At 72.3% G+C, this 22,034-nt stretch carries 22 protein-coding genes and 1 pseudogene; 8 read left to right on the top strand and 15 right to left on the bottom strand.

Features of this window, described 5'->3' with window-relative positions:
- Nucleotides 1–5 precede the first annotated feature (5 nt).
- From BN6_RS14790 to BN6_RS14775, 4 genes are all read left to right on the top strand, one after another.
- Entirely contained in the window at nt 6–788 is a 783-nt protein-coding gene (locus BN6_RS14790; protein WP_408005337.1) for a nitrilase-related carbon-nitrogen hydrolase, read from the top strand.
- Nucleotides 785–2,170 (top strand): dihydropyrimidinase, encoded by a 1,386-nt coding sequence (hydA, locus tag BN6_RS14785; protein WP_015100459.1) that lies wholly within the window; start codon nt 785–787, stop codon nt 2,168–2,170. The genes BN6_RS14790 and hydA overlap by 4 nt, the downstream gene beginning before the upstream one ends.
- Nucleotides 2,171–2,180: 10 nt before the next feature.
- The gene (locus tag BN6_RS14780) at nt 2,181–3,173 is read left to right on the top strand and encodes a TIGR03842 family LLM class F420-dependent oxidoreductase (RefSeq protein ID WP_015100458.1); all 993 of its coding nucleotides are present in this window, start codon (nt 2,181–2,183) and stop codon (nt 3,171–3,173) included.
- Nucleotides 3,174–3,235: 62 nt separating this feature from the next.
- Nucleotides 3,236–3,745 (top strand): DUF4240 domain-containing protein, encoded by a 510-nt coding sequence (locus BN6_RS14775; protein WP_231905296.1) that lies wholly within the window; start codon nt 3,236–3,238, stop codon nt 3,743–3,745.
- Nucleotides 3,746–3,900: 155 nt separating this feature from the next.
- Here BN6_RS14775 and BN6_RS49585 read toward each other — a convergent pair whose 3' ends face one another.
- Together BN6_RS49585 and BN6_RS50205 are read right to left on the bottom strand one after the other, a co-directional pair.
- Nucleotides 3,901–4,026 carry a hypothetical protein gene (locus BN6_RS49585; RefSeq protein WP_269454373.1) on the bottom strand — a complete coding sequence of 42 codons (126 nt, stop codon included), beginning with the start codon at nt 4,024–4,026 and terminating at the stop codon, nt 3,901–3,903.
- Nucleotides 4,027–4,041: 15 nt separating this feature from the next.
- Nucleotides 4,042–4,435: pseudogene (locus tag BN6_RS50205) on the bottom strand (alpha/beta hydrolase fold domain-containing protein); the annotation flags it as partial.
- Between the two features lie 513 nt (nt 4,436–4,948).
- Here BN6_RS50205 and BN6_RS14765 point away from each other — a divergent pair.
- Together BN6_RS14765 and BN6_RS48720 are read left to right on the top strand one after the other, a co-directional pair.
- Nucleotides 4,949–5,323 (top strand): PH domain-containing protein, encoded by a 375-nt coding sequence (locus BN6_RS14765; protein WP_041312814.1) that lies wholly within the window; start codon nt 4,949–4,951, stop codon nt 5,321–5,323.
- An 85-nt stretch (nt 5,324–5,408) separates the two neighbouring features.
- On the top strand, nt 5,409–5,546 hold the full coding sequence (locus tag BN6_RS48720; protein ID WP_231905295.1) for a hypothetical protein: 138 nt from the start codon (nt 5,409–5,411) through the stop codon (nt 5,544–5,546).
- Between the two features lie 439 nt (nt 5,547–5,985).
- Here BN6_RS48720 and BN6_RS41930 read toward each other — a convergent pair whose 3' ends face one another.
- The 8 genes from BN6_RS41930 to thrS form a co-directional block, all read right to left on the bottom strand.
- Nucleotides 5,986–7,542: a vanadium-dependent haloperoxidase gene (locus BN6_RS41930; RefSeq protein ID WP_015100454.1), complete on the bottom strand. Its 1,557-nt coding sequence runs from the start codon at nt 7,540–7,542 to the stop codon at nt 5,986–5,988.
- Between the two features lie 108 nt (nt 7,543–7,650).
- Complete coding sequence (locus tag BN6_RS14745) at nt 7,651–8,628, bottom strand: NUDIX hydrolase (protein ID WP_015100453.1); 978 nt, start codon at nt 8,626–8,628, stop codon at nt 7,651–7,653.
- Nucleotides 8,625–9,743: a glycosyltransferase family 4 protein gene (locus BN6_RS14740; RefSeq protein WP_015100452.1), complete on the bottom strand. Its 1,119-nt coding sequence runs from the start codon at nt 9,741–9,743 to the stop codon at nt 8,625–8,627. The genes BN6_RS14745 and BN6_RS14740 overlap by 4 nt, the downstream gene beginning before the upstream one ends.
- Nucleotides 9,740–10,672, bottom strand: a complete 933-nt coding sequence (locus BN6_RS14735; RefSeq protein WP_015100451.1) for a phosphatidylinositol mannoside acyltransferase — start codon at nt 10,670–10,672, stop codon at nt 9,740–9,742. The genes BN6_RS14740 and BN6_RS14735 overlap by 4 nt, the downstream gene beginning before the upstream one ends.
- The gene (pgsA, locus tag BN6_RS14730) at nt 10,669–11,277 is read right to left on the bottom strand and encodes a phosphatidylinositol phosphate synthase (RefSeq protein WP_015100450.1); all 609 of its coding nucleotides are present in this window, start codon (nt 11,275–11,277) and stop codon (nt 10,669–10,671) included. Before pgsA ends, BN6_RS14735 begins: the two co-directional genes overlap by 4 nt.
- Before the next feature lie 62 nt (nt 11,278–11,339).
- Nucleotides 11,340–12,179 (bottom strand): helix-turn-helix domain-containing protein, encoded by an 840-nt coding sequence (locus BN6_RS14725; protein ID WP_015100449.1) that lies wholly within the window; start codon nt 12,177–12,179, stop codon nt 11,340–11,342.
- 535 nt (nt 12,180–12,714) lie between these two features.
- Complete coding sequence (locus BN6_RS14720) at nt 12,715–13,260, bottom strand: HIT family protein (protein ID WP_015100448.1); 546 nt, start codon at nt 13,258–13,260, stop codon at nt 12,715–12,717.
- A complete protein-coding gene (thrS, locus tag BN6_RS14715) occupies nt 13,257–15,272 on the bottom strand; it encodes a threonine--tRNA ligase (RefSeq protein WP_015100447.1) in 2,016 nt (671 codons plus the stop codon). The genes BN6_RS14720 and thrS overlap by 4 nt, the downstream gene beginning before the upstream one ends.
- Nucleotides 15,273–15,545: 273 nt before the next feature.
- Between thrS and BN6_RS41925 the strand changes: the two genes are divergently transcribed.
- Nucleotides 15,546–15,941: a hypothetical protein gene (locus BN6_RS41925; RefSeq protein WP_015100446.1), complete on the top strand. Its 396-nt coding sequence runs from the start codon at nt 15,546–15,548 to the stop codon at nt 15,939–15,941.
- Nucleotides 15,942–16,166: 225 nt separating this feature from the next.
- Nucleotides 16,167–17,030 (top strand): lamin tail domain-containing protein, encoded by an 864-nt coding sequence (locus BN6_RS42940; protein ID WP_015100445.1) that lies wholly within the window; start codon nt 16,167–16,169, stop codon nt 17,028–17,030.
- Nucleotides 17,031–17,098: 68 nt separating this feature from the next.
- On the opposite strand, the gene BN6_RS14700 is transcribed toward BN6_RS42940, so the two are convergent.
- The 5 genes from BN6_RS14700 to BN6_RS14680 are packed head-to-tail and all read right to left on the bottom strand — an operon-like array spanning nt 17,099 to nt 21,983.
- Nucleotides 17,099–17,800, bottom strand: coding sequence for a FadR/GntR family transcriptional regulator (locus BN6_RS14700; RefSeq protein ID WP_015100444.1), 702 nt, complete (start codon nt 17,798–17,800; stop codon nt 17,099–17,101).
- A 4-nt stretch (nt 17,801–17,804) separates the two neighbouring features.
- A complete protein-coding gene (locus tag BN6_RS14695) occupies nt 17,805–18,572 on the bottom strand; it encodes a 3-oxoacyl-ACP reductase (RefSeq protein WP_015100443.1) in 768 nt (255 codons plus the stop codon).
- A 30-nt stretch (nt 18,573–18,602) separates the two neighbouring features.
- Nucleotides 18,603–19,961, bottom strand: a complete 1,359-nt coding sequence (locus tag BN6_RS14690) for an aldehyde dehydrogenase family protein (protein ID WP_015100442.1) — start codon at nt 19,959–19,961, stop codon at nt 18,603–18,605.
- Nucleotides 19,958–20,662, bottom strand: coding sequence for a gamma-glutamyl-gamma-aminobutyrate hydrolase family protein (locus BN6_RS14685; protein WP_015100441.1), 705 nt, complete (start codon nt 20,660–20,662; stop codon nt 19,958–19,960). The genes BN6_RS14690 and BN6_RS14685 overlap by 4 nt, the downstream gene beginning before the upstream one ends.
- Nucleotides 20,643–21,983, bottom strand: a complete 1,341-nt coding sequence (locus tag BN6_RS14680) for a glutamine synthetase family protein (protein ID WP_015100440.1) — start codon at nt 21,981–21,983, stop codon at nt 20,643–20,645. The genes BN6_RS14685 and BN6_RS14680 overlap by 20 nt, the downstream gene beginning before the upstream one ends.
- Nucleotides 21,984–22,034: the final 51 nt, after the last annotated feature.

The following is a 22,034-nucleotide window of genomic DNA, read 5'->3' as shown; positions in this document are numbered from 1 at the left end:
ACTCGATGATCGCGAACGCGGTGCAGGCGGTCCGCACCGCCGCGTCGCAGGGCGCGCAGGTCGTGTGCCTGCAGGAGCTGTTCTACGGACCGTACTTCTGCCAGGTGCAGGACGCCGACTACTACTCCTACACCGAGGGCGTCCCGGACGGCCCGACCACCGAGCTGATGTGCCAGGTGGCCGAGCGGCACGGGGTGGTGCTGGTCGTGCCGATGTACGAGCAGGAGCAGCCCGGCGTCTACTTCAACACCGCCGCGGTGATCGACGCCGACGGCACCTACCTCGGCAAGCACCGCAAGAACCACATCCCGCAGGTGAAGGGCTTCTGGGAGAAGTTCTACTTCCGGCCCGGCAACCTCGGCTACCCGGTGTTCGACACCGCGGTCGGCAAGGTCGGCGTCTACATCTGCTACGAGCGGCACTTCCCGGAGGGCTGGCGGGCGCTGGGCCTGGGCGGCGCGCGGATCGTGTTCAACCCGTCGGCCACCTCGCGCGGCCTGTCGGAGTACCTGTGGCGGCTGGAGCAGCCCGCCGCGGCCGTGGCCAACGAGTACTACGTCGGCACGATCAACCGGGTCGGGGTGGAGCCGTTGGGCGACAACGACTTCTACGGCCAGTCGTACTTCGTGGACCCGCGCGGGCAGCTGGTCGGCGAGGCCGCGTCGGACACCGAGGAGGAGATCGTCGTCCGCGACCTGGACATGGACCGGTTGGCCGAGGTGCGCGACCTGTGGGCGTTCTACCGCGACCGCCGCCCCGACACCTACGACTCGCTGGTGACGCCATGAGCACCCTGATCAAGGGCGGGCTGGTGGTCAACGCGACCGGGGCGTTCCCGGCCGACGTGCTGGTGGCCGGCGAGCAGATCGCCGCGCTGCTCGCGCCCGGCTTCCCGGTCCAGGCCGACGAGACGATCGACGCCGGCGGCAAGTACGTGATCCCCGGCGGCATCGACGGGCACACCCACATGGAGATGCCGTTCGGCGGCACGTTCTCCGCCGACACCTTCGCCACCGGCACCACGGCGGCGGCGTGGGGCGGCACCACGACGATCGTCGACTTCGCGGTGCAGGCCAAGGGCACCTCGCTGCTGGCGACACTGGACAAGTGGCACGCCAAGGCGGACGGCAACTGCGCGGTCGACTACGGGTTCCACATGATCGTCTCCGACGTGGACGACACCTCGCTCAAGGAGATGGAGTCGTGCGTCTCGGCGGGCGTGAACACGTTCAAGATGTTCATGGCCTACCCCGGCGTCTTCTACGCCACCGACGGCGAGATCCTGCGCGCGATGCAGAAGGCGCGGGAGATCGGCGGCACGGTCATGATGCACGCGGAGAACGGCATCGCGATCGACCAGCTCGTCGCCCAGGCCCTCGCGCAGGGCCGCACCGACCCCGTCGAGCACGGCCTGACCCGGCCGGCGGAGCTGGAGGGCGAGGCCACGTCCCGGGCGATCACCCTGGCGAAGGTGACCGGTTCGCCGCTCTACATCGTGCACCTGTCCGCCGCGCAGGCGCTGGACGCGGTGACCAGGGCGCGCGACACCGGTCAGAACGTGTTCGCCGAGACGTGCCCGCAGTACCTCTACCTCTCGCTGGAGGACCTGGCCAAACCGGACTTCGAGGGGTCGAAGTACGTGGCCTCTCCCCCGCTGCGGCCGCGCGAGCACCAGTCCGAGCTGTGGCGCGGGCTGCGCACCAACGACCTGTCGGTGGTCTCGACCGACCACTGCCCGTTCTGCTTCAAGGACCAGAAGGAGCTCGGCCGGGGCGACTTCTCCAAGATCCCCAACGGGATCCCGGGCGTCGAGCACCGGATGGACCTGCTGCACCAGGGCGTGGTGAAGGGCGAGATCAGCCTGGAGCGGTGGGTGGAGATCAGCTCCACCACGCCCGCGCGGATGTTCGGCCTGCACCCGCGCAAGGGCGTCCTCGCGCCGGGCGCGGACGCCGACATCGTGGTGTACGACCCGACCGCGAAGCAGACGATCTCGGCCGCCACGCACCACATGAACGTGGACTACTCGGCGTACGAGGGCATGGAGATCACCGGCAAGGTGGACACCGTGCTCTCCCGCGGCCGGGTCGTGGTGGACGGGTCCGGGTTCCGCGGCGCGGTCGGGCACGGCCGCTTCCTGACCCGAGAGCTCAACCAGTACCTGGTCTAGGAGGCCCGCTGTGGACTTCGGTGTGGTGTTGCAGACCGACCCGCCCGCGCGGGACGTCGTGGCGGGGATGAAGGCCGCGGAGGACAACGGCTTCCGCTACGGCTGGACGTTCGACTCCACGGTGCTGTGGCAGGAGCCGTTCGTCATCTACTCGCAGGTGCTGGCCGCCACCGCGGAGCTGGTCGTGGGCCCGATGGTGACCAACCCGAGCACCCGCGACTGGTCGGTGCTCGCGTCGCTGTTCGCCACGCTGAACGACATGTTCGGCAACCGCACGGTGTGCGGCATCGGCCGCGGCGACTCGGCGCGGCGGGTGATCGGGCGGCCACCCGCGTCGCTGGCCACGCTCGGCGCGGCGATGACCGTGGTGAAAGGACTGGCCGAGGGCCGCGAGGTGGTCCACCACGGCACGCCGGTGCGCATCCCGTGGGTGCGCGACGGCAAGCTGGAGATGTGGATGGCCGCCTACGGGCCGAAGGCGCTGAAGCTGGTCGGCGAGCAGGCGGACGGCTTCATCCTGCAGACCGCCGACCCGGACATCGCGCGCTGGACCATCGGGACGGTCCGGGAGGCGGCCGTCGCGGCCGGGCGCGACCCGGCGGCGATCACGATGTGCGTGGCCGCGCCCGCGTACGTCGGCGAGGACCTGGCGCACCAGCGCGACCAGTTGCGGTGGTTCGGCGGGATGGTCGGCAACCACGTCGCGGACCTGGTGGCCCGGTACGGCGACTCGGGCGCGGTGCCCGCGGCGCTGACCGACTACATCAAGGACCGGGAGGGCTACGACTACGCCCACCACGGCCGGGCGGGCAACCGCTCGACCGACTTCGTGCCGGACCCGATCGTGGACCGGTTCTGCCTGCTGGGCCCGGCGGCCGCGCACGTCGAGCGGCTGCACGAGCTGCGCGAGCTGGGGGTGTCCAACTTCGCCCTCTACCTGATGCACGACGACAAGGACAAAACCCTTGCCGCGTACGGGAACGAGGTGCTGCCCCGGGTGTGATCACCGCAGGTCGCGGGCGTGGCCGGGGTGGATTGTCGGACCTCCCCGCTACGCTGCGGCCCGTGACATTCGAGACCGACGAAGCCCGGTTCTGGGCACTGCTGGAAGACGCCTGGGCCGGCGTGGGCCCCGAGGCGAACGGGGCGCGCGCGGCGCTGGCCAAGCGCGACCCCGAGGAGGACGCGTTCGACGCGGCGGCCGAGCTGGAGGAGCACCTGGACACGGTGCTCGCCGCACTGCGCCGGGCCACCGAGGGCCTGTCCTCGGCGGAGCTGACCGCGCTGGACCGGGTGGTGGAGCGCAAGCTGCACGACATCGACCGGCGTGCCGTGCACGAGGTGACCGGCGGCTCGGACGACGGGTTCCTCTACGCGCGGGGCTTCATCGTGGCGCTGGGGCGGGAGTTCTACGAGGCCGTGGCCGGCGATCCCCGGACCGCCGTGCCGGACGCCGAGTGCGAGGCGCTGTGCTACTTCTTCGCGCACCTCCACGCGGACCTGTACGGCGGGTTCCCGGGCACCGGCTCGGGCATCTCCCGGGAGACCGCGACGAACGCGACGGGCTGGGCGTAACGACGACAGGGGGCGCACTCGGCCGGGACGGACCCGGCCGGGCGCGACCGGAGTTCCCGGTTCATCCCCGGGTGGAGGCGCACAGCGCCTGTCCGGCTGAAGTCCGCCGTTGTCGCGGCCGGGTGAGAGCGTCTCGGCTCCCCCGCGTCGACCGCTCACGCGGCCAAGGCGCGCAGCAGCGCCGCGGCGAACTCGGCGCTCTGCCGCTGCGACACGTCATCGGACAAGATGGCCTGCGACCCGTGGATGGTGCCGGGCCACTGGTGCAGCTCGACGGACACACCCGCCTCCAGCAGCCGTAGCGCGTAGGCCAGGTCCTCGTCGCGGTTCGGGCAGAACTCCGCCGTGGCGATGTAGGCCGGCGGCAGACCGGACAGGTCCGCGGCCCGTGCCGGGGCGGCGTAGGGCGTGGCGGGCGTCGAGCCCAGGTAGTGCCGCCACGCCGCACCGCCCTTGGCCCGGTCGAATGACGGGGTGTCGGTGAAGTGCCGCGCCGACCGCGATCCGGTTCGGGTCGACGCCGAGTTCGGCGGCGTGCTCGGCGACCCAGGTCAGCACCGCGCCGGCGTCGTCGAACGCGGCGGGCAACCGGTTCTCGGGGGCGAGCCGGCAGCCCACCGAGATCACCGCGGCCGACGAGCCGAGCGCGAGCCGGGACGCCCACGGGTGTTCGGTGTCCAGGTCGCCCATGACGAACCCGCCGCCGTGCAGCCAGACCAGCGCGTCCTGTGCGTCGCGCGGGCGGTAGATCCGCACCGACACGTCCGGCGTGCCGGGCACCAGGCGGTCCTCGACCGCGAGGTCCGCGCTGTCCGGGCGCGCTGCGCGTGGTGATCGGCCGGGCTGGGCCTGCACGGCACCGGCCGGACGTGTCCTGGGACGTGGCCGCGATCGCCCGGCCGGTCGGCGACCCGGACGACTTGGCGACGCTGGACGCCTGCTGCGCCACCGGCTCCCAGCGCCGTGCCGCCGACCTGCCGCACCTGCACCACAGCAGCGTGGCCCGGCGGCTCGACCAGATGGGCAAGGCGCTGGCCGTCGACCTCGCCGGCCTGGTTCGGGCCGGCTGGCGCTCACCGCGTGGTGGCTGCCGGACGACTGAGCCCCGCACCCGCGGGCCGACCCGCACCACGCCGCCGGGTGGGTCCGGCGGGTTCGGTCGGCCCTCCTGCCGGCCCCCGATCCGGTGCTACCGTCGACAGGGTGATCGACTTCGAGAAAGCGTCCGTGTTCAAGCTCGCGCCGTGCCGGCCGGAGGACATCGCGCCGCAGGTGTCGCCGATCATGATCCAGGGCGAGCAGATCGTGTCGTGCTTCAAGACCGTGCGCGACTTCGTGGTGTTCACCAACAAGCGGGTGATCGCGGTCAACGTCCAGGGCATGACGGGCCGCAAGAAGGACTTCACGTCGCTGCCCTACAGCCGGGTGCAGGCGTTCTCCATCGAGACCGCGGGCACCTTCGACATGGACGCCGAGCTGGACCTCTGGTTCTCCGGCCTGGGCCAGGTCCGGCTGGAGTTCCGCGGCCACGCCGACGTCCGCCTGCTCGGCCAGATGATCGCGACCTTCATCCTCTGACACCACCCGCCAGGCTGGTCCGGTCAGGCCGCTCGTGGTCCGCGCCGGTGCCGGTGAGATTCGCCGACCGGGGGCGCGGAGCCGGATGAGCGAAACCGATCCGCACGTCCACGTCGAGCGGAAGGTGCTGGAGGCCGGGCCCGAGGTCCGCAACCTGATCGCGTCGACGCTGGGCCGCGCGACCGACGCGCCGAGCGTCGTGACCACCGGCTGCGGCCGCTAGGTGCCCTGCGCGATGACCTCGCACCGCCCGGAGAGCGTCACGCCTCGGCTGCCGGGAGCACGCGCACCGGGAGTACCTGCGCTTCGCCGACCAGGTCGAGCGCCTGGGCCCGGGGGGGCGGTGGCCGCCGTGGACAGGACCGGCGACCAGGTGACCGAAGCGGTGCGACGGCTCCGCGACCTGGCGAGGAGGTTCGCCGGGTGATGCGGCGACCGCGGCAGCCCGGTCCGCAGCCGCTCGATCCGGACCGCCAACTCGGCCGGGGTGGCGGTGGGCTGCCGACGCGAAGCGCTGGGGCGGTCGGCCAGACCGGCCTCGCCGAAGCGATCGCCACGGGTGCGGCAACCCCGGACCAGGCGGTGGCGGCCTTCGACGGACAGCGGGGCGTCCCCTCGTCCCGGCTCCGACCAGCCGTCACCGACGTCCTGACCCGCAACAGCTAGTAGACGCACTTGCCCAGGTACGAGTGCCGGAGGTTGGTGCGGTCGTCGGGCACCCAGCCGACGAACTTGCCGCCCCGCCAGTAGACGTCGACGTCGTACCACCAGCCGTCGGCCTCCCGGCCCCACTTCTTGCAGAACGACCAGCCCGCCGCGCCCAGCTGGTCGACGGTCACCACCGCGGCGCAAGTGGCACCCGGGCACGTCCGGACGGCGGTGCCCGGCGCGACCCGGTGCTCCACCGGGGCCGGCAGGGCGGTCACCGCGCCGTGCACCCGGTCGGCCACCGCCCGGCCGAGGTCGAGGCCGTCGCCGGCGTCGAAGCGGTAGTGCACGCCCAGGTACAGGCGGCTGAGCGCGTTCTCCAGAGCCGCGTCCCGGAAGTTGTGGAACACCCGCTCCTGGTCCTTGGCGTGCGGGTCGTCGGTGGTCGCGGTGAAGTCGACGTTCTCGCCGAACCACTTGGTCATGATGCCCTCCCAGGCCCCGGCGAACGAGGCGTGGCCGGACACCCAGGCGGGGAAGCACGGGCTGAAGGTCCGGTTGTCCGAGGTCGCCGACAACGGCCGCCAGTTCGCACCGGGGTAGGCCACGGCCACCGCGTCGACCGGCCGCCACAGGTCGATCGGGGTCAGGTACTTGGCGTGCCAGGAGGCGATGGACGCGTCCGCGAGGGCCACCGCGACCTCGGCGAACAGCAGGGCGTTGGCCGCCTGGCCGAGCCCCCGCACGCGCGAGACGGCCTCGGTCAGCTCCAGCATGTGCCCCGGCGGCTTGTAGGTGCCGTTCACGTCGTTGGCCCAGAACCAGGCGATCCGGGTCTGGTCCTCGGCGCGCAGGGTGGGCGGGTCGGCGGGCCCGGTCGGCGCGGCCCCGCCGTACTGGTAGACCTCGGTGACCCGCGCCTGGTAGCGCTCGTTGCCCAGCAGCTGCGAGTAGGTGCGCACGCCGTCCGGGAAGGCGGGCACGACCGAGGCGACGTCGGTCAGCTCGAACGGGCGGACCCGGCCCCAGTTCGGCGTGACGGCCTTGCCCGGGACGCACAGCGCGTCGTTGGTCTCCCGCCACGCCCCCGGCTCGGTGCCGGGCGTGTACGGCGTCGTGTCGTTCCAGCCGTCGTCGGCGCGGGCGCGCACGACGGTGTCGGCCTGCAACCGGCCGTACGCCGCCGCCCAGCCGTCCGGGTCGGCACCGGCCTCGGCCCGCGCCACGTCGTACCTCGCCCTCAGGTCCAGGGAGAACGTCGGGTAGTCGGTCCGGTTGAACACCGCCGTGAGCACGCCGTGGGCCGCCTCGTCGATGGCGACGTTCCGGTTGATCGGCCCCAGCCTGCCCGGTACACCCGCACTGGCCTGGTAGACGGCCAGGTGCATCATCGCCCCGGCCCTGGCCAGCGGGCCCGGTGCGCCCCCCGACACCCGGTAGGCGTCCTTGAGCACGTCACCCCAGAACAGGACGTGATCCCCCACCGCGGCGCTCCCGCGCGCGGCGTCCGGCGAGACCAGCGCACCGGCCGCCAGCACACCGGCGAGGACGAGCGAAACCCCTTTGCCCATAAGCACATCGCAGCGGTTTCGCGGCCCGACCGCCGGCCCCCGGCCGGACGCACCCGGACACCCATCCGTGCCGGACCCGCTCGCGCGGGGGCGTTCACACCGACGCGGTCAGCGCACCGACCGCGTGGTGCCGTCCCAGCCGGCCAGCGCGGCGGGCAGGACCTCCGCCAGCTGCACCGGGTACACGGTGTCGTCGGTGGCGCGCAGCTCCTCCGCCGACCACCACCGGTGCCGCCGGATGGTCTGCCGCTCGACCTCGTTGAACCGGGACGTGTCGATGACGGTGTCGACGTCGGCGCAGTCCCGGCGGCACACGAAGAACCACTCCTCGGCCGCGTAGCTCAGGCCGTCGAAGCTGAACACCGCCCGCCGCTTCCACACCGGGCCGACGAGGTCCTCGGGTGCGAGTTCCAGCCCGGTCTCCTCGAACGCCTCGCGCACCGCCGCCGTCCGCAGGTCCTCCGCGTGCTCCACACCGCCGCCCACGGTGAACCAGAACAGCTCATCGGGCCGCGCCGGGTCGAACCCCTCGAACAGCAGCACCCGCCCGTCCGCGTCGGCCAGCACCACCCGCGCGGACACCCGCCGGGTCGGCACGTCCTCCAGCGGCTCGGCGATCTCGAAGTAGGTCGGCGTGGGCGCGGTGCCCGCCAGGCGCAGCCAGCGCACCAGCCGCCACCGCCGCAGCGCCAGCGTGTCGCGCACCGCGTCGTTGTGCACCCGCCGGGCCAGCACCACCCGCTGTTCGGCATCGGAGAGCTCGGCCGCGAGCGGCGGGGCCAGCGCCGTGCGGTCCAGGTCCTCCAGCACGCCGCTGAGCTCGTTCTCGGCCGCCTCGCGGTCGGCCCGCGACGCCTGCTCGGCCCGGTCGGCCGCGTCGCGCAGACCGGGCACGTCGCCCAGCACCGCGACCGCGCGGGTCACCACGGCCCGGCGGGCGAGGGCGGCGTCCAGCGCGGCCCACGCGGCGTCGGTGCGCACGTGCAGCCGGTCCAGCCGGTTCGCGGTGGCCAGGATCCCCGGGCCCACCAGGACGACCAGGCCGAGCAGCACCAGGAACGCCAACGCCATGCCGGAGCTGGTCACGCCTCCCCCACCTGCCGCGGGTTGGCCGCCATCGCGCTCTCGTAGACCCGCAACACCTGCCCGGCCACCACGGACCAGTCGTAGGTCATCACCCGCCGGCGGGCCGCGTCCACGTAGTCCGCGCGCCGGCCGGCGTCACCCAGCAGGTCCAGCAGCGCGCGGGCCAGCGCCGCCGAGTCGCCGACCGGCGTCAGCACGCCGGCCTTGCCGTCGTCGAGCACCCGCCGGAACGCGTCGAGGTCGCTGGCCACCACGGCGGTGCCGGCCGACATCGCCTCGGTGAGGATGATGCCGAAGCTCTCGCCGCCGGCGTTGGGCGCGCAGTACACGTCGGCGCTGCGCAGCGCGCGGGCCTTGGTCTCGTCGTCCACCATGCCCAGGAAGTCCATCCGGGACGCCAACCCGGGCCCGGCGGCCTTGCGCAGCTCGTCCTCGTCACCCCGGCCGACGATCAGCAGCCGGACGTCGCCGGGCAGCTCCCGGAACGCCTCCAGCAGCACCGGCATCCCCTTGCGCGGCTCGGTGAACCGGCCGACGAACCCGATCGTGCCGCCGGGGCGCGGGTAGCCCTCCAGCGGGTCGGCGTCGGCGAAGAACCCGACGTCCACCCCGTTGGGGATCTCCACCGCGTCCCCGCCCAGGTGCTCCACCTGCACCCGCCGGGCCAGCGCGGACACCGCGATCCGGGCGGTGATCTTCTCCAGGAACGGCTGGAGAACCACCTGGAACGCGGAGAGCATCTTGGAGCGCGGGGTCGAGGTGTGGAAGGTCGCCACGATCGGCCCGTCGGCCACCATCAGCGCCAGCATCGACAGCGACGGGGCGGTCGGCTCGTGCAGGTGCAGCACGTCGAAGTCGTGCTCGGCGATCCACCGCCGGACCCGGGTGAACGACACCGGCCCGAACGACAACCGCGCCACCGAGCCGTTGTACGGGATGCTCACCGCGCGCCCGGCGGGCGTGACGAACTCCGGCACGGGCGTGTCGTCGTCGGCCGGGCCGAGCACCTCCACCTCGTGCCCGAGCGAGCGCAGCGCGCGCGCCAGGTCGACCACGTGCGCCTGCACGCCTCCGGGCACCTCGAAGGAGTACGGGCAGACGATGCCGACCTTCACCCGGTGCCCTCCCTGCGGGCCAGCACCCGGCGCAGCGCCCGCTGCCTGCTCTCCGGCAGGTCCGCGAGCCACAGCTTCTGCAGCATGTGCCAGTCGGCCGGGTGCGCGGCGATGTCGGCGGCGAACACGTCGGCCAGCTGCTGGGTGGCCGGTGCCACGCCGGTCAGCCCGGCGACCCGGATCGGCGGGTGGATGCGGATGGTGCAGCCGTCCTCGGTGAACCAGAGGCCGGCCGGCAGCAGCGCCGCGCCGGTCGTGGCGGCCAGGTGCGCGGGCCCGGCGGGCATCATCGTCTGCTCGCCGAAGAAGGTGACCGGCACGCCGCCGGCGGTCAGGTCGCGGTCGGCGAGCAGGCAGACCACCCCGTTGGCGCGCAGCCGCTCGGCCAGCACGACCGCCGGGTTGCGGTCGCCGCCGGTCAGCGGCACCACCTCGAAGCCCAGGCTCTCCCGGAACTCGATGAACCGGCGGTACAGCGATTCGGGTTTGAGCCGTTCGGCGACCGTGGTGAACCGGCCGGAGTGCCCGACCAGCCACACGCCCGCCATGTCCCAGTTGCCGCAGTGCGGCAGGGCCAGGATCGCGCCGTTGCCGGCCGCGAGCGCCGCGTCGAGGTTCTCCACGCCGGTCATCGTGCGGTCGGTCTCGGCGTAGGCGGCGTCGAGGTCCGTCGACGGCAGCCGGAACGCCTCGCGCCAGTAGCGCGCGTAAGAGCGGACCGACAGCCGCACCAGCTCGTCCAGCTCGGCCTCGCCGGCGCGCGGCACGACCCGGCGCAGGTTGGCCCGCAACTGCGCGACGCCCTCGCCCGCCCGGCGCGAAGCCCGGTCGGCGGCCAGGTCGAACAGGGCGACGGCCCACTTCTCGGGCAGCAGGCGCACCAGCCGCCAACCCGCGGCGAAGCCGAGGTCGGCCAGGCGCTCTTTCATGTGGCCAACTCCTTAGCGGACCGCCGCACGGCCAGCAGGCGCTGGGCCACGGTGATCACGACCAGTGCGGCGAGCAGGTACAGCGCGACGGGCAGGACGTAGGGCACGCCGAGGCCGTGCAGCCCGACGCCGATCAGCGCGACGACGAAGCGGTCCGCCCGTTCGGCCACGCCCCCGTCGGCGGACAGCCCGGACGCCTCCGCCCGCGCCTTCACGTACGAGGTGACCAGCGCGCCGACCAGTGACACCAGGGTGGCCGCGGCCAGCCCGTGCTCGTCCGCGCCGAAGCACCACCAGGCGATCGCCGCGAACAGCGCGCCGTCGGCGATCCGGTCACAACTGGCGTCGAGCACCGCGCCGTACGCGGTGCCGCCACCCTGCGCGCGGGCCATCGCGCCGTCGATCAGGTCGAACAGCAGGAACGCGGTGACCACGGCGGCCCCGGTGAACAGCTGCCCGCGCGGGATGAACCAGAGCGACGCCGCGACGGAGCAGACGGTGCCGAGCACCGTGACGGTGTTCGGGGTGAGGCCGCGTCGCAGCAGCCACGCCCCGATCGGATCGGTGACGCGCGAGACCGACGCGCGGGCGAAGATGTTCAGCATGGGGCGGCGACTGCACCTACCGGCGGGAGGACGACTGGTCCAGAGCAGCCTAACGGCCCAGTTCAGCCGAGCTTGCGGTGGTCCCTGGAGATCCCCTCCAGCAGGTCCTCCAGCTGTTCGCCGCGCATCGCCAGCCGCTCCAGCCGGCCGAACAGGGTCAGGTACTCGCGCACGTCGTGCGGGTCGGTGATGGTCGCGTTGCCGGTCAGCACGCTCAACGTCACCACCCGCTCGTCGTAGACCTGGAACCCGTGCAACGCCACCAGGTTCGCGTCCGCCGTCCACGGCACGACACCCAGCTGGACGTTCGGCCGGCGCATCGTCTGCACCAGGTGGTCGATCTGCTCGCACATCAGGTCCGCCGACCCCAACCGCCACCGCAAAGCACCCTCGGCGAGCAGGAAAACGAACCTCTTGCCGAGATCGTCCATCCGCGCCCGACGACTCCGCAAGGTCGCGATAGCCGTGTCCTGTTCATGAGCAGGAGTCGCATTCAGCACGACCCGCAGGTAGTTCTCGCTCTGCAACAACGCCGGAACCCCGGCGTTCTGGAAAAAGCGACTCGTGGTCGCCCTGGCCTCTATTCGGGCCACGGTCTGCTGGTGCCGGTGGGCACCCCGGTGCAGCACCACCCGGCGGGTCTCCGCCTCGGCGTGCAGCTGGCGCGCCAACTCCACCAGCTCGACCCTGGTCTCCCTGGTCGCCGACAGCTCGGCCACCAGGCGCTCCACGTCGGTCACGGACGGGAGGAGCATGCCGTTCTCGATCTTCGACAGCTTCGACTGGCTCATCCCGGTAGCCCGCGCGGTGGCCGTGCCGGTCATCTTGGCTTCCGTGCGCAGCCTGCGTAACTCGCGCGAGAGCCGTTCTCGGGCCAGCCGCGAACGCTCAGGTGCGGTCATGAAACGCACGTTATCGATGACCGGTGCCCGTGACGATCGGCCACACAGGGAATACCGGGCGTTGACCCATCACTCCATGGTGATCTAGCGCACGCTCACAGTGTGTATTCGGGTTGCACGTGCATTTGCGCGTGCAGTCGCTCTTGCGAAACCGCTTTTCGACCGATTGCGGCCGCTCGGCCCCCGTCTCCCGATCGTTCCCGGCCACCGCGCCACCCCCGAACCGAGGGTAAGGCCGACCGGACCCGACCGTCGGGCCGTGACTTCGGCGACGGAGCGCGACCACCCGGGTGGATCACCGGCGACGCGCCGGCTGAGACGCGCACCCGCCCGGTCTGGCGGGCGCGGCAGGGTCACGCAAGCGGGCGGCCCCGGCCGCTCTACGCGCACGGCGACCCGGCGGCTCGACGCGAGCAGCGACCCGGCGCGTGCGGCGACGCAACCATTCGACGCGGGCAGCGACCCGGCGGCTCGGTGCGAGAGCCGTCCGACCGGCGCGCGGTAGTCGGTCGGACGAGGGCGCGCGGGCGGGCGCCTAGTGCGCGGGCCAGGCTTCGGACAGCAGCTGCCGGGTCTCGCGCAGCAATTGGGGGATGACCTTCGTGTGGCCGACGACCGGCATGAAGTTGGCGTCGCCGCCCCACCGCGGCACCACGTGCTGGTGCAGGTGGGCGGCGATGCCGGCACCGGCGACGACGCCCTGGTTCATCCCGATGTTGAAGCCGTGCGGCTGGGCGACCGCCCGGATCACCCGCATCGCCCGCTGGGTGAACTCGGCGAACTCCGCCACCTCGGCCGGGTCGAGGTCGGTGTAGTCCGGGACGTGCCGGTAGGGCAGCACCATCAGGTGGCCCGGGTTGTACGGGTACAGGTTGAGCACGGCGAACACCCGCTCGCCGCGGGCCAGCAGCAGGCCGTCCGGGTCGTCGAGGCCGATCACCCGGCAGAACGGGCAGCCCGCGGGCTCGTCGCCGTCGGCCTTGCCCTCGCCGCGCACGTACGAGAGGCGGTGCGGGGTCCACAGCCGCTGCAACGCGTCGTGGACCCCGACCCCGTCCTGCTCCTCGTACTCGGTCGTCACTGGACGAGTTCCGCCGTGGGCGAGGCGTTCTCGCGGCGGGCGACCCAGCCGACGATCGTCTCGACCGCCTTGGCCACCGGCACGCCGTTGACCTGGGTGCCGTCGCGGAACCGGAACGACACCGCGCCGGACTCCACGTCGTTGCCGCCCGCGAGCAGCATGAACGGCACCTTCTGCGTGGTGTGGTTGCGGATCTTCTTCTGCATCCGGTCGTCGGAGGCGTCCACGTCCACCCGGACCTTGTGCTCGCGCAGCGCCGCCGCGACCTGCTCCAGGTGCTCGACGTGCTCGTCGGCGATCGGGATGCCGACCACCTGCACCGGGGCCAGCCACGCCGGGAACGCGCCCGCGTAGTGCTCGGTCAGCACGCCGAAGAACCGCTCGATCGAGCCGAACAGCGCCCGGTGGATCATGATCGGCTGCTGCCGCGACCCGTCGGGCGCGGTGTACTCCAGCTGGAACCGCTTGGGCATGTTGAAGTCGAGCTGGATGGTCGACATCTGCCAGGACCGGCCGATCGCGTCCTTGGCCTGCACCGAGATCTTCGGCCCGTAGTAGGCCGCGCCGCCCGGGTCGGGCACCAGTTCGAGCCCGGAGTCGATCGCGGCCTGCCGCAGCGTCTCGGTGGCCTCTTCCCACTCCGCCGGCTCGCCGATGAACTTGGGCGAGTCGTCCCTGGTGGACAGCTCCAGGTAGAAGTCGCTCAGGCCGTAGTCGGCGAGCAGGTCCAGCACGAACTTGAGCAGCGACCGGAGCTCGCCGGGCATCTGCTCCTTGGTGCAGTAGATGTGCGAGTCGTCCATCGTCAGGCCGCGCACCCGGGTCAGGCCGTGCACCACGCCGGACTTCTCGTACCGGTAGACCGTGCCGAACTCGAACAGCCGCAGCGGCAGCTCGCGGTAGGACCGCCCGCGCGACCTGAAGACCAGGTTGTGCATCGGGCAGTTCATGGCCTTGAGGTAGTAGTCCTCGCCCTCGAACTGGATGGGCGGGAACATGGTGTCGGCGTAGTGCGGCAGGTGGCCCGAGGTGTGGAACAGGCCGGCCTTGCTGATGTGCGGCGTGTAGACGAACTCGTAGTCCGACTCCTCGTGCCGGCGGCGCGAGTAGTTCTCCAGCTCGCGCCGGACGATGCCGCCCTTGGGGTGGAACACCGCCAGGCCCGAGCCCAGCTCGTCCGGGAAGCTGAACAGGTCCAGCTCGACGCCGAGCTTGCGGTGGTCGCGGCGCTCGGCCTCGGCGAGCAGCTCCAGGTGGGCGTCGAGCGCCTCCGGGGACTCCCACGCCGTGCCGTAGATCCGCTGGAGCTGCGGGTTGTTCTCGTTGCCGCGCCAGTAGGCGGCGGCCACCCTGGTCAGCTTGAACGCCGGGATGTGCTTGGTCGTCGGCACGTGCGGGCCGCGGCACAGGTCGCCCCAGACGCGGTCGCCGGTGCGCGGGTCGAGGTTGTCGTAGATCGTCAGCTCGCCGCCGCCGACCTCCATCACCTCGGCGGTGTCGACGTCGGACTTGAGGTCGACCAGTTCGAGCTTGAACGGCTCGGCGGCCAGCTCGTCCTTGGCGGCCTCGACCGACTCGACCACGCGCCGGTCGAACCGCTGCGCGCCCTTGATGATCTGCTTCATGCGCTTCTCCAGCGCCTGGAGGTCCTCGGGCGTGAACGGCTTGTCGACCTGGAAGTCGTAGTAGAACCCGTCCTCGACCGGCGGGCCGATGCCCAGCTTGGCGTCCGGGAACTGCTGCTGCACGGCCTGCGCGAGCACGTGGGCGGCGGAGTGCCGGATGACGCTGCGGCCCTCGGGGGTGTCGGCGGCGACGGCCTCCACCTCGACCTCGACCCGCGGCACCCACGACAGGTCGCGCAGGTGGCCCTCGGCGTCGCGCACGACCACGACGGCGTCCGGTCCCTTGCCGGGCAGCCCGGCCTCCCGGACCGCCGTGCCCGCGGTAGTCCCCGCCGGCACCACCACGCGCGGTGGGGCAAGAGCGGCTGCGGGACGTGGCTGGGACACGATGACTCCTCCGGTTGGACGGACCTTCGGTGGAGATGTTATCGGTGCTCACCGAACCGATATCCCCCGACACGTCCGACACCCCGCCAACGCCGCCCTCGACCCGGCCCCTTCGCCGCCGACCACGCCGGGCCCGACCACACCGGGCCCGGCCGAGACAGCGGCCGGCACCGGACATGGGGCGCGAACAGCTCATTCACAGCTCACCATCAGCGTGGGCTCAGGTCCGCGGCGCACCCTGAGGACGCAGACCCTTGACGACCGGAGCCCGCCATGGCCGACCAGCCCGAAGGCAACCAGCCCAATCGCCCACTGCCCACCGGCGCGACCCCCGAACCCCCGGCCGGCCCGACACCGCCCACACCCGACACCCCACCGGCCACCCCACCACCTGCGGCCGAGGAGCCCGCCGCCGAGCAGCCCGCCGGACCGCCGTACGTGCCGCCGCCCGCCGGGGCCGCGAGCTCCGCGCCCGGTGGGGGGTTCGGGCGGTTCGCCCGGAACAAGGCGACCCAGCTCGTCGCCGTCGGGGTGATCGGCCTGGTGCTCGGCGGTGGGCTGGTCGCGTTGTCCGACCGCGACGGGCACCGGCCGGGCGACCGGCCGGGGTTGTCGCGGATGGACGACCGGCACCCCGGCGGGCGGGAGTTCCGCGACTTCCCGCGGTGACCCGGACGCCCGTGGGCCGCGGTGATCCACTCGGCCCAACGGGCGTGCGCCAACGGACGCCGGCGAGGGCGCACTTCGGCGGGGAATAGCCTGTTCGAGAATTCGGCGCACTCGAACGGACCCGACAAGTGTGAACGAAAGTCCACTCAAGCAAATACCGGCCGATTCGCGCTTCCCCCGCACAGCGGCTTAACGCCGCCCGGCCGCGGGGAGCATGATCAACGCATGAGCACTGCGACTACCTCCGGCAACTGGCCCACGATCAGCACCAACCCGCCCGACCTGGAAGGTCTGGGCACGCCCCACGTCAAGTGGGGTGTTCCGGCCGGTTCGGGGAAGAGCGGGTACGTCTTCAGCGGCGGCACCGTGGACGTGAAGTTGGACGGCACCGAGTTCACCCTCGGCACGTTCACCCACGAGAACTTCCCGATCCAGGCCATGCCGGTGCCGCAGTTCGAGGTCGACCTGACCGTGAAGGTCGCGTTCGAGGACGGTACGGAGAGCGACTTCAGCTTCAAGTTCCGGCACAACGAGACCCCGAACGTGGGTCCGAACCCGGAGGACGAGGTCGACCTGCCCACCTTCGTCTCGCCGGAGTCGGTGACCGTCAACGGCGAGCAGTACGCCGTCGTGATCAGCGGTTTCAAGCAGAACGGCCAGATCGTCCGCAAGTTCATCAGCGCCGAGAACAGCGCGAACAGCGCCGACGTGGTCGCCCTGTTCAACCGCGTCGGCCGCCCGGACGTGGTCATCACGACGGTCCTCAACAAGGGCCAGGTGAAGCGCACCCAGGCCGACGAGTACGTCGAGGTCATCAATCGCGGCACGGCCCCGGCCGACATTTCCGACTGGGTTCTCGGCGCGGACGACGCGGGCCAGGACTTCCGGTTCCCGGCCGGCACCGTGCTCCAGCCGGGACAGCGGATCCGGATCTACACGAACGAGGTCCACCCGGAGTCGGGCGGGTTCTCCTACGGCAGCGGCCGGCCGATCTGGAACGACCAGGGCGACACCGCGAAATTGCGGGACACGAACGGCAACCTGATTTCGCAGTTCGGCTACGGAAAGGCCGCGCAGCCCACTCCGTGAGCCGTCCGAAGTGATTCGAAGAGCGGTGTCGCCGAGTGCGGCACCGCTTTTCGGGCGGCCGGCCCGGGTCAGGACAGGAATCCGCGCAGCAGGGACGCGGTGCCGGCCAGGTGCTCGGCCATCGCCCGCCGGGCCCCGTCCGGGTCGCCGCCCAGGATCCGGTCCACGACCAGGTCGTGCTGGTCGTTGGAGTGCGCCAGGTTCGGCGGCAGCAGCGGGATCCGGTCCAGCAGCTCGTTGACCCGCATCCGGACGTCGGCGAGGGCCGCGGTGAGCGACGCCGAGCCGGTCGCCTCGGCGATCGCCAGGTGCAGCCGGGAGTCCTTGCGCCGGTACTCGTCCAGCGACGCGCCGGAGCACTCGGCCAGCCGCGCCCGCAGGTCGCGCCGCTCGGCGGGGCCCAGCGCGCGCCCGGCCGCAGACTCCGCGGCACCGGCCTCCAGCACCGCGCGCAACGTCAGCGCGTCGAGCAGCTCGGGGGCCTCCACGAGCCGTCCCGGCCGGGTGGCGGGCAGCGGGTCGTTGACGAACGTGCCGCCGTAGCGACCGCGCCGCGACTCGACGTACCCGGCGTCCTGCAACGACCGGATCGCCTCGCGCAGCGTCACCCGGCTCACCCCGAGCCGGGTCGCCAGCTCCCGCTCGGCGGGCAGCCGCTCCCCCGGCGGCACGACGCCGAGCCGGATGGCCTGCATGAGCCGTTCCACGGTCTCCTCGAACGCGTTGCCCGCCCGCACGGGGCGGAACAACGCGTCCTGCAAGGGCATCATCGGCCTAGAGCGGTGTCACGTAGGCGCCCGCGATCCCGCCGTCGACCAGGAAGTTCGACGCGGTGATGAACGAGGAGTCGTCGCTGGCCAGGAACGCCACGGCGGCGGCGATCTCGGACGGCTCGGCGAACCGCCCGAGCGGCACGTGCACCAGCCGCCGCGCGGCGCGCTCCGGGTCCTTGGCGAACAGCTCGCGCAGCAGCGGCGTGTTGACCGGTCCGGGCGAGAGGGCGTTGACCCGCACGCCCTGTCGGGCGAACTGCACGCCCAGCTCCCGGCTCATGGCGAGCACGCCGCCCTTCGACGCGGTGTAGGAGATCTGCGAGGTGGCCGCGCCCATGGTGGCCACGAACGACGCCGTGTTGATGACCGATCCCCGGCCCTGCTCCAGCATGTGCGGGATGGAGTACTTGCAGCACAGGTACACCGAGGTCAGGTTGACCTTCTGCACCCGGTCCCACGCCTCGATGCCGGTGGTCAGGATCGAGTCGTCCTCGGGCGGCGAGATGCCCGCGTTGTTGAACGCGATGTCCACCGAGCCGAAGGTGTCCGCCGTGGTCCGGTAGAGCGCCGAGACCTGCTCCTCATCTGTCACGTCCACCTGCACGAACAGGCCGTCCACCTCGTCGGCGGCGGCCTTGCCCGCGCCGGCGTCGACGTCCGCGACGACGACCCGCGCGCCCTCGCTCGCCAGCCGGCGCACCGAGGCCAGGCCGATGCCGCTGCCGCCGCCGGTCACGACGGCCACCCGGCCTTCCAGTCGCTGTGCCATGTCTCTCCCAATCGATGGATCGCGTGCGGATCAGTGGGCGATGAAGACGTTCTTGGTCTCGGTGAACGAGGCGAGCGCGTCCGGGCCGAGCTCGCGCCCCAGCCCGGACTGCTTGAACCCGCCGAACGGCGTCGAGTACCGCACCGACGAGTGCGAGTTGACCGACAGGTTCCCGGCGTCGACGGCCCGCGAGACGCGCAGCGCCCGGCCCACGTCCCGGGTCCAGATCGAGCCGGACAGCCCGTAGTCGCTGTCGTTGGCCAGCCGCACCGCCTCGTCCTCGTCGGCGAAGGGCAGGACCGCCACGACGGGACCGAAGATCTCGTCCACGGCCGCCGGGTCGCCGGGCGACACCGGCGCGAGAACCGTCGGCGGGAACCAGAACCCGGGCCCGGACGGCGCGGAGCCCCGGAACGCGACGGGCGCGCCGTCGGGCACGTAGGAGGCGACCTTGGCCCGGTGCGCGGCGGAGATCAGCGGCCCCATCTCGGTGGCCTCGTCGCCCGGCGCGCCGACCACGACGCCCCGCACCGCCGGTTCCAGCAGTTCCATGAACCGGTCGTAGACCGAGGCCTGGACCAGGATCCGGGACCGCGCGCAGCAGTCCTGGCCGGCGTTGTCGAACACCCCGTACGGCGCGGTGGCCGCGGCCTGGTCGAGGTCGGCGTCGGCGAACACGATGTTGGCCGACTTGCCGCCCAGCTCCAGCGTCACCCGCTTGACCTGGTCCGCGCAGCCCGCCATGACCTGCTTGCCGACCTTCGACGACCCGGTGAAGACCACCTTGCGCACCGCCGGGTGCGTCACGAAGCGCTGCCCCACGACGGGTCCCGCGCCGGGCAGCACCTGGAAGACCGCCGGCGGGATGCCCGCCTCGCGGGCCAGTTCCGCCAACCGCAGCGCGGTCAGCGGGGTCAGCTCGGCGGGCTTGAGCACCACGGCGTTGCCGGCGGCCAGCGCGGGCGCGAAGCCCCAGGCCGCGATCGGCATCGGGAAGTTCCACGGCACGATCACGCCCACCACGCCCAGCGGCTCCTGGAACGTCACGTCCAGCCCGCCGGCCACCGGGAGCTGCCGGCCGAACAGGCGTTCCGGCGCGGCCGAGTAGTAGTGCAGGACGTCGCGGACGTTGCCCGCCTCCCACCGCGCGTTGCCGATGGTGTGCCCGGCGTTGCGCACCTCCAGCAGGGCCAGCTCCTCGCGTGCGCCGTCCACCGCGTCGGCGAACCGGCGCAGCAGCCGGGCCCGGTCGGCGGGCGCGACGGCCCGCCACGCCGGGAACGCCGCGTGGGCGCGGGCGATCGCGGCGTCGGTCTCCTCTACCGATGCGAGGGTGACCGGGCGGATCAGCTCCTCGGTGGCCGGGTCGATGACGTCGAACGTGGTCACCGCGCGTACCCCTTCCTCGTGGCGTCGACCAGCGCGGCGAACAGGCGGTCGTCCTCGCTGTCGGCTTCCGGGTGTGACTGCACGCCGAGCACGAACCGCGCGCCCGGTAGTTCCACGGCCTCCACGGTGCCGTCCGGCGCGCTCGCGACGACCGCGAGGCCGTCGCCGACCACGTCCAGGGACTGGTGGTGGTGGCAGTGCACGGTGGTGGCCGGGCCGACGATCCGGGCCAGCCGGGTGCCGGGCGCGACCGCGATGCCGGTGTGCTCGAACACCGCCGGCGCGGGGTTGTGGCCCTCGACGTGCTGGTGCAGCGTGCCGCCCAGGGCGACGTTGAGCACCTGCATCCCCCGGCACACGCCGAGCAGCGGCAGGTCCAGTTCGAGCGCGGCGCGGACCAGCGTCAGCTCGGCGGTGTCGCGGTCGGTGCGGGGCGGGCCGGTGCGGGGGTCGCGCGCACGGCCGTAGCGCGCGGGGTCGACGTCCGCACCGCCGGAGAGCACCAGCCCGTCCAGGAAGCCGATCGAGTCCGTGTCCCACGCCCCGACCGGCGGCAGCAGCACCGGGTTGCCGCCGGCGCGCACCACCGAGTCGAGGTAGTCGCGGTGCAGCACCGCCGCTTCCACGTCCCACACGCCGAACCGGGCGCGTTCGAGGTAGGTGCTGACGCCGATCAGCGGCCTAGAGCCGTTCGAAACCACGGATTCGCTCCCAGTCGGTCACCGTCGAGTCGTACGCGGCCAGTTCCACCCGGGCCGCGTTGAGGTAGTGGTCCACCACGTCCTGGCCGAACGCCTCGCGCGCGATCACGCTGCCCCGCAACAGGTCCGCGGCGTCGCGCAGGGTGGTCGGCACGGTCTCGCGGCCGGAGGCGTAGGCGTTGCCGACGAACTCCTCTTCCAGGGTCAGGCCGTCGTCCACGCCGTGCAGCCCGGCCGCGATCAGCGCGGCGACCGCGAGGTAGGGGTTCACGTCGCCGCCGGGCACCCGGTTCTCGAACCGCAGCGACGGGCCGTGCCCGACCACGCGCAGGGCGCACGTCCGGTTGTCCCGGCCCCACGCCACGGCGGTCGGCGCGAAGCTGCCCTCGACGAACCGCTTGTAGGAGTTGACGTTCGGCGCGAGGAAGTAGGTGAGCTCGCGCAGCGCGACGAGCTGGCCGGCGAGGAAGGACTCCATCAGCGCCGACATCCCGCGCCCCTGGGCGAACACCGGCTCGCCGTCGGCCGAGCGCAGGCTCAGGTGGATGTGGCACGAGTTGCCCTCGCGCTCGTTGTACTTGGCCATGAAGGTCAGCGACCGGCCCTGCTGGGCGGCAATCTCCTTGGCCCCGGTCTTGTAGATGCTGTGGTTGTCGCAGGTGGCCAGCGCTTCGGTGAAGCGGAACGCGATCTCGTGCTGGCCGGGGTTGCACTCGCCCTTGGCCGACTCGACCTCCAGCCCCGCGCCGGTCATGTGGTTGCGGATGGCGCGCAGCAGCGGCTCGATCCGGGCGGTGCCCAGCAGCGAGTAGTCGACGTTGTACTGGTTGGCGGGGGTGAGGTCGCGGTAGCCCCGGTTCCAGGCGTCCTCGAAGGTGTTGTCGAAGACGATGAACTCCAGCTCGGTGCCGACGTACGCGCGCAGGCCGCGCTCGGCGAGCCGGTCGAGCTGGCGGCGCAGGATCTGCCGGGGCGAGGCGGGCACCGGCTCGCCGCCCTCCCACTCGATGTCGCACATGACCAGCGCGGTGCCCTCGTGCCACGGCACCCGGCGCAGGGTGGCCAGGTCGGGCTTCATCACGAAGTCGCCGTAGCCGGTGTCCCACGAGGACATGGCGTACCCGCCGACCGGGTTCATCTCGGTGTCGACCGCGAGCAGGTAGTTGCAGCCCTCGGCGGCGTGCGGCAGCACCTCGTCCAGGAAGTACCGGGCGGCGCAGCGCTTGCCCTGCAACCGGCCTTGCATGTCCACGATCGCGATCAGCACGGTGTCGATCTCGCCGCTGTCCACCAGCTCGCGCAACTCCTCGACGGTCAGCATCCGCAGTGCCTCCAAAGGTATGACAGCGAGCCATTGAACGGCCCCATCCTG

Origin of the sequence: Saccharothrix espanaensis DSM 44229, assembly GCF_000328705.1 — a bacterium.
Taxonomy (GTDB): domain Bacteria; phylum Actinomycetota; class Actinomycetes; order Mycobacteriales; family Pseudonocardiaceae; genus Actinosynnema; species Actinosynnema espanaense.
This window is presented reverse-complemented; position numbering and strand designations above follow the sequence as displayed.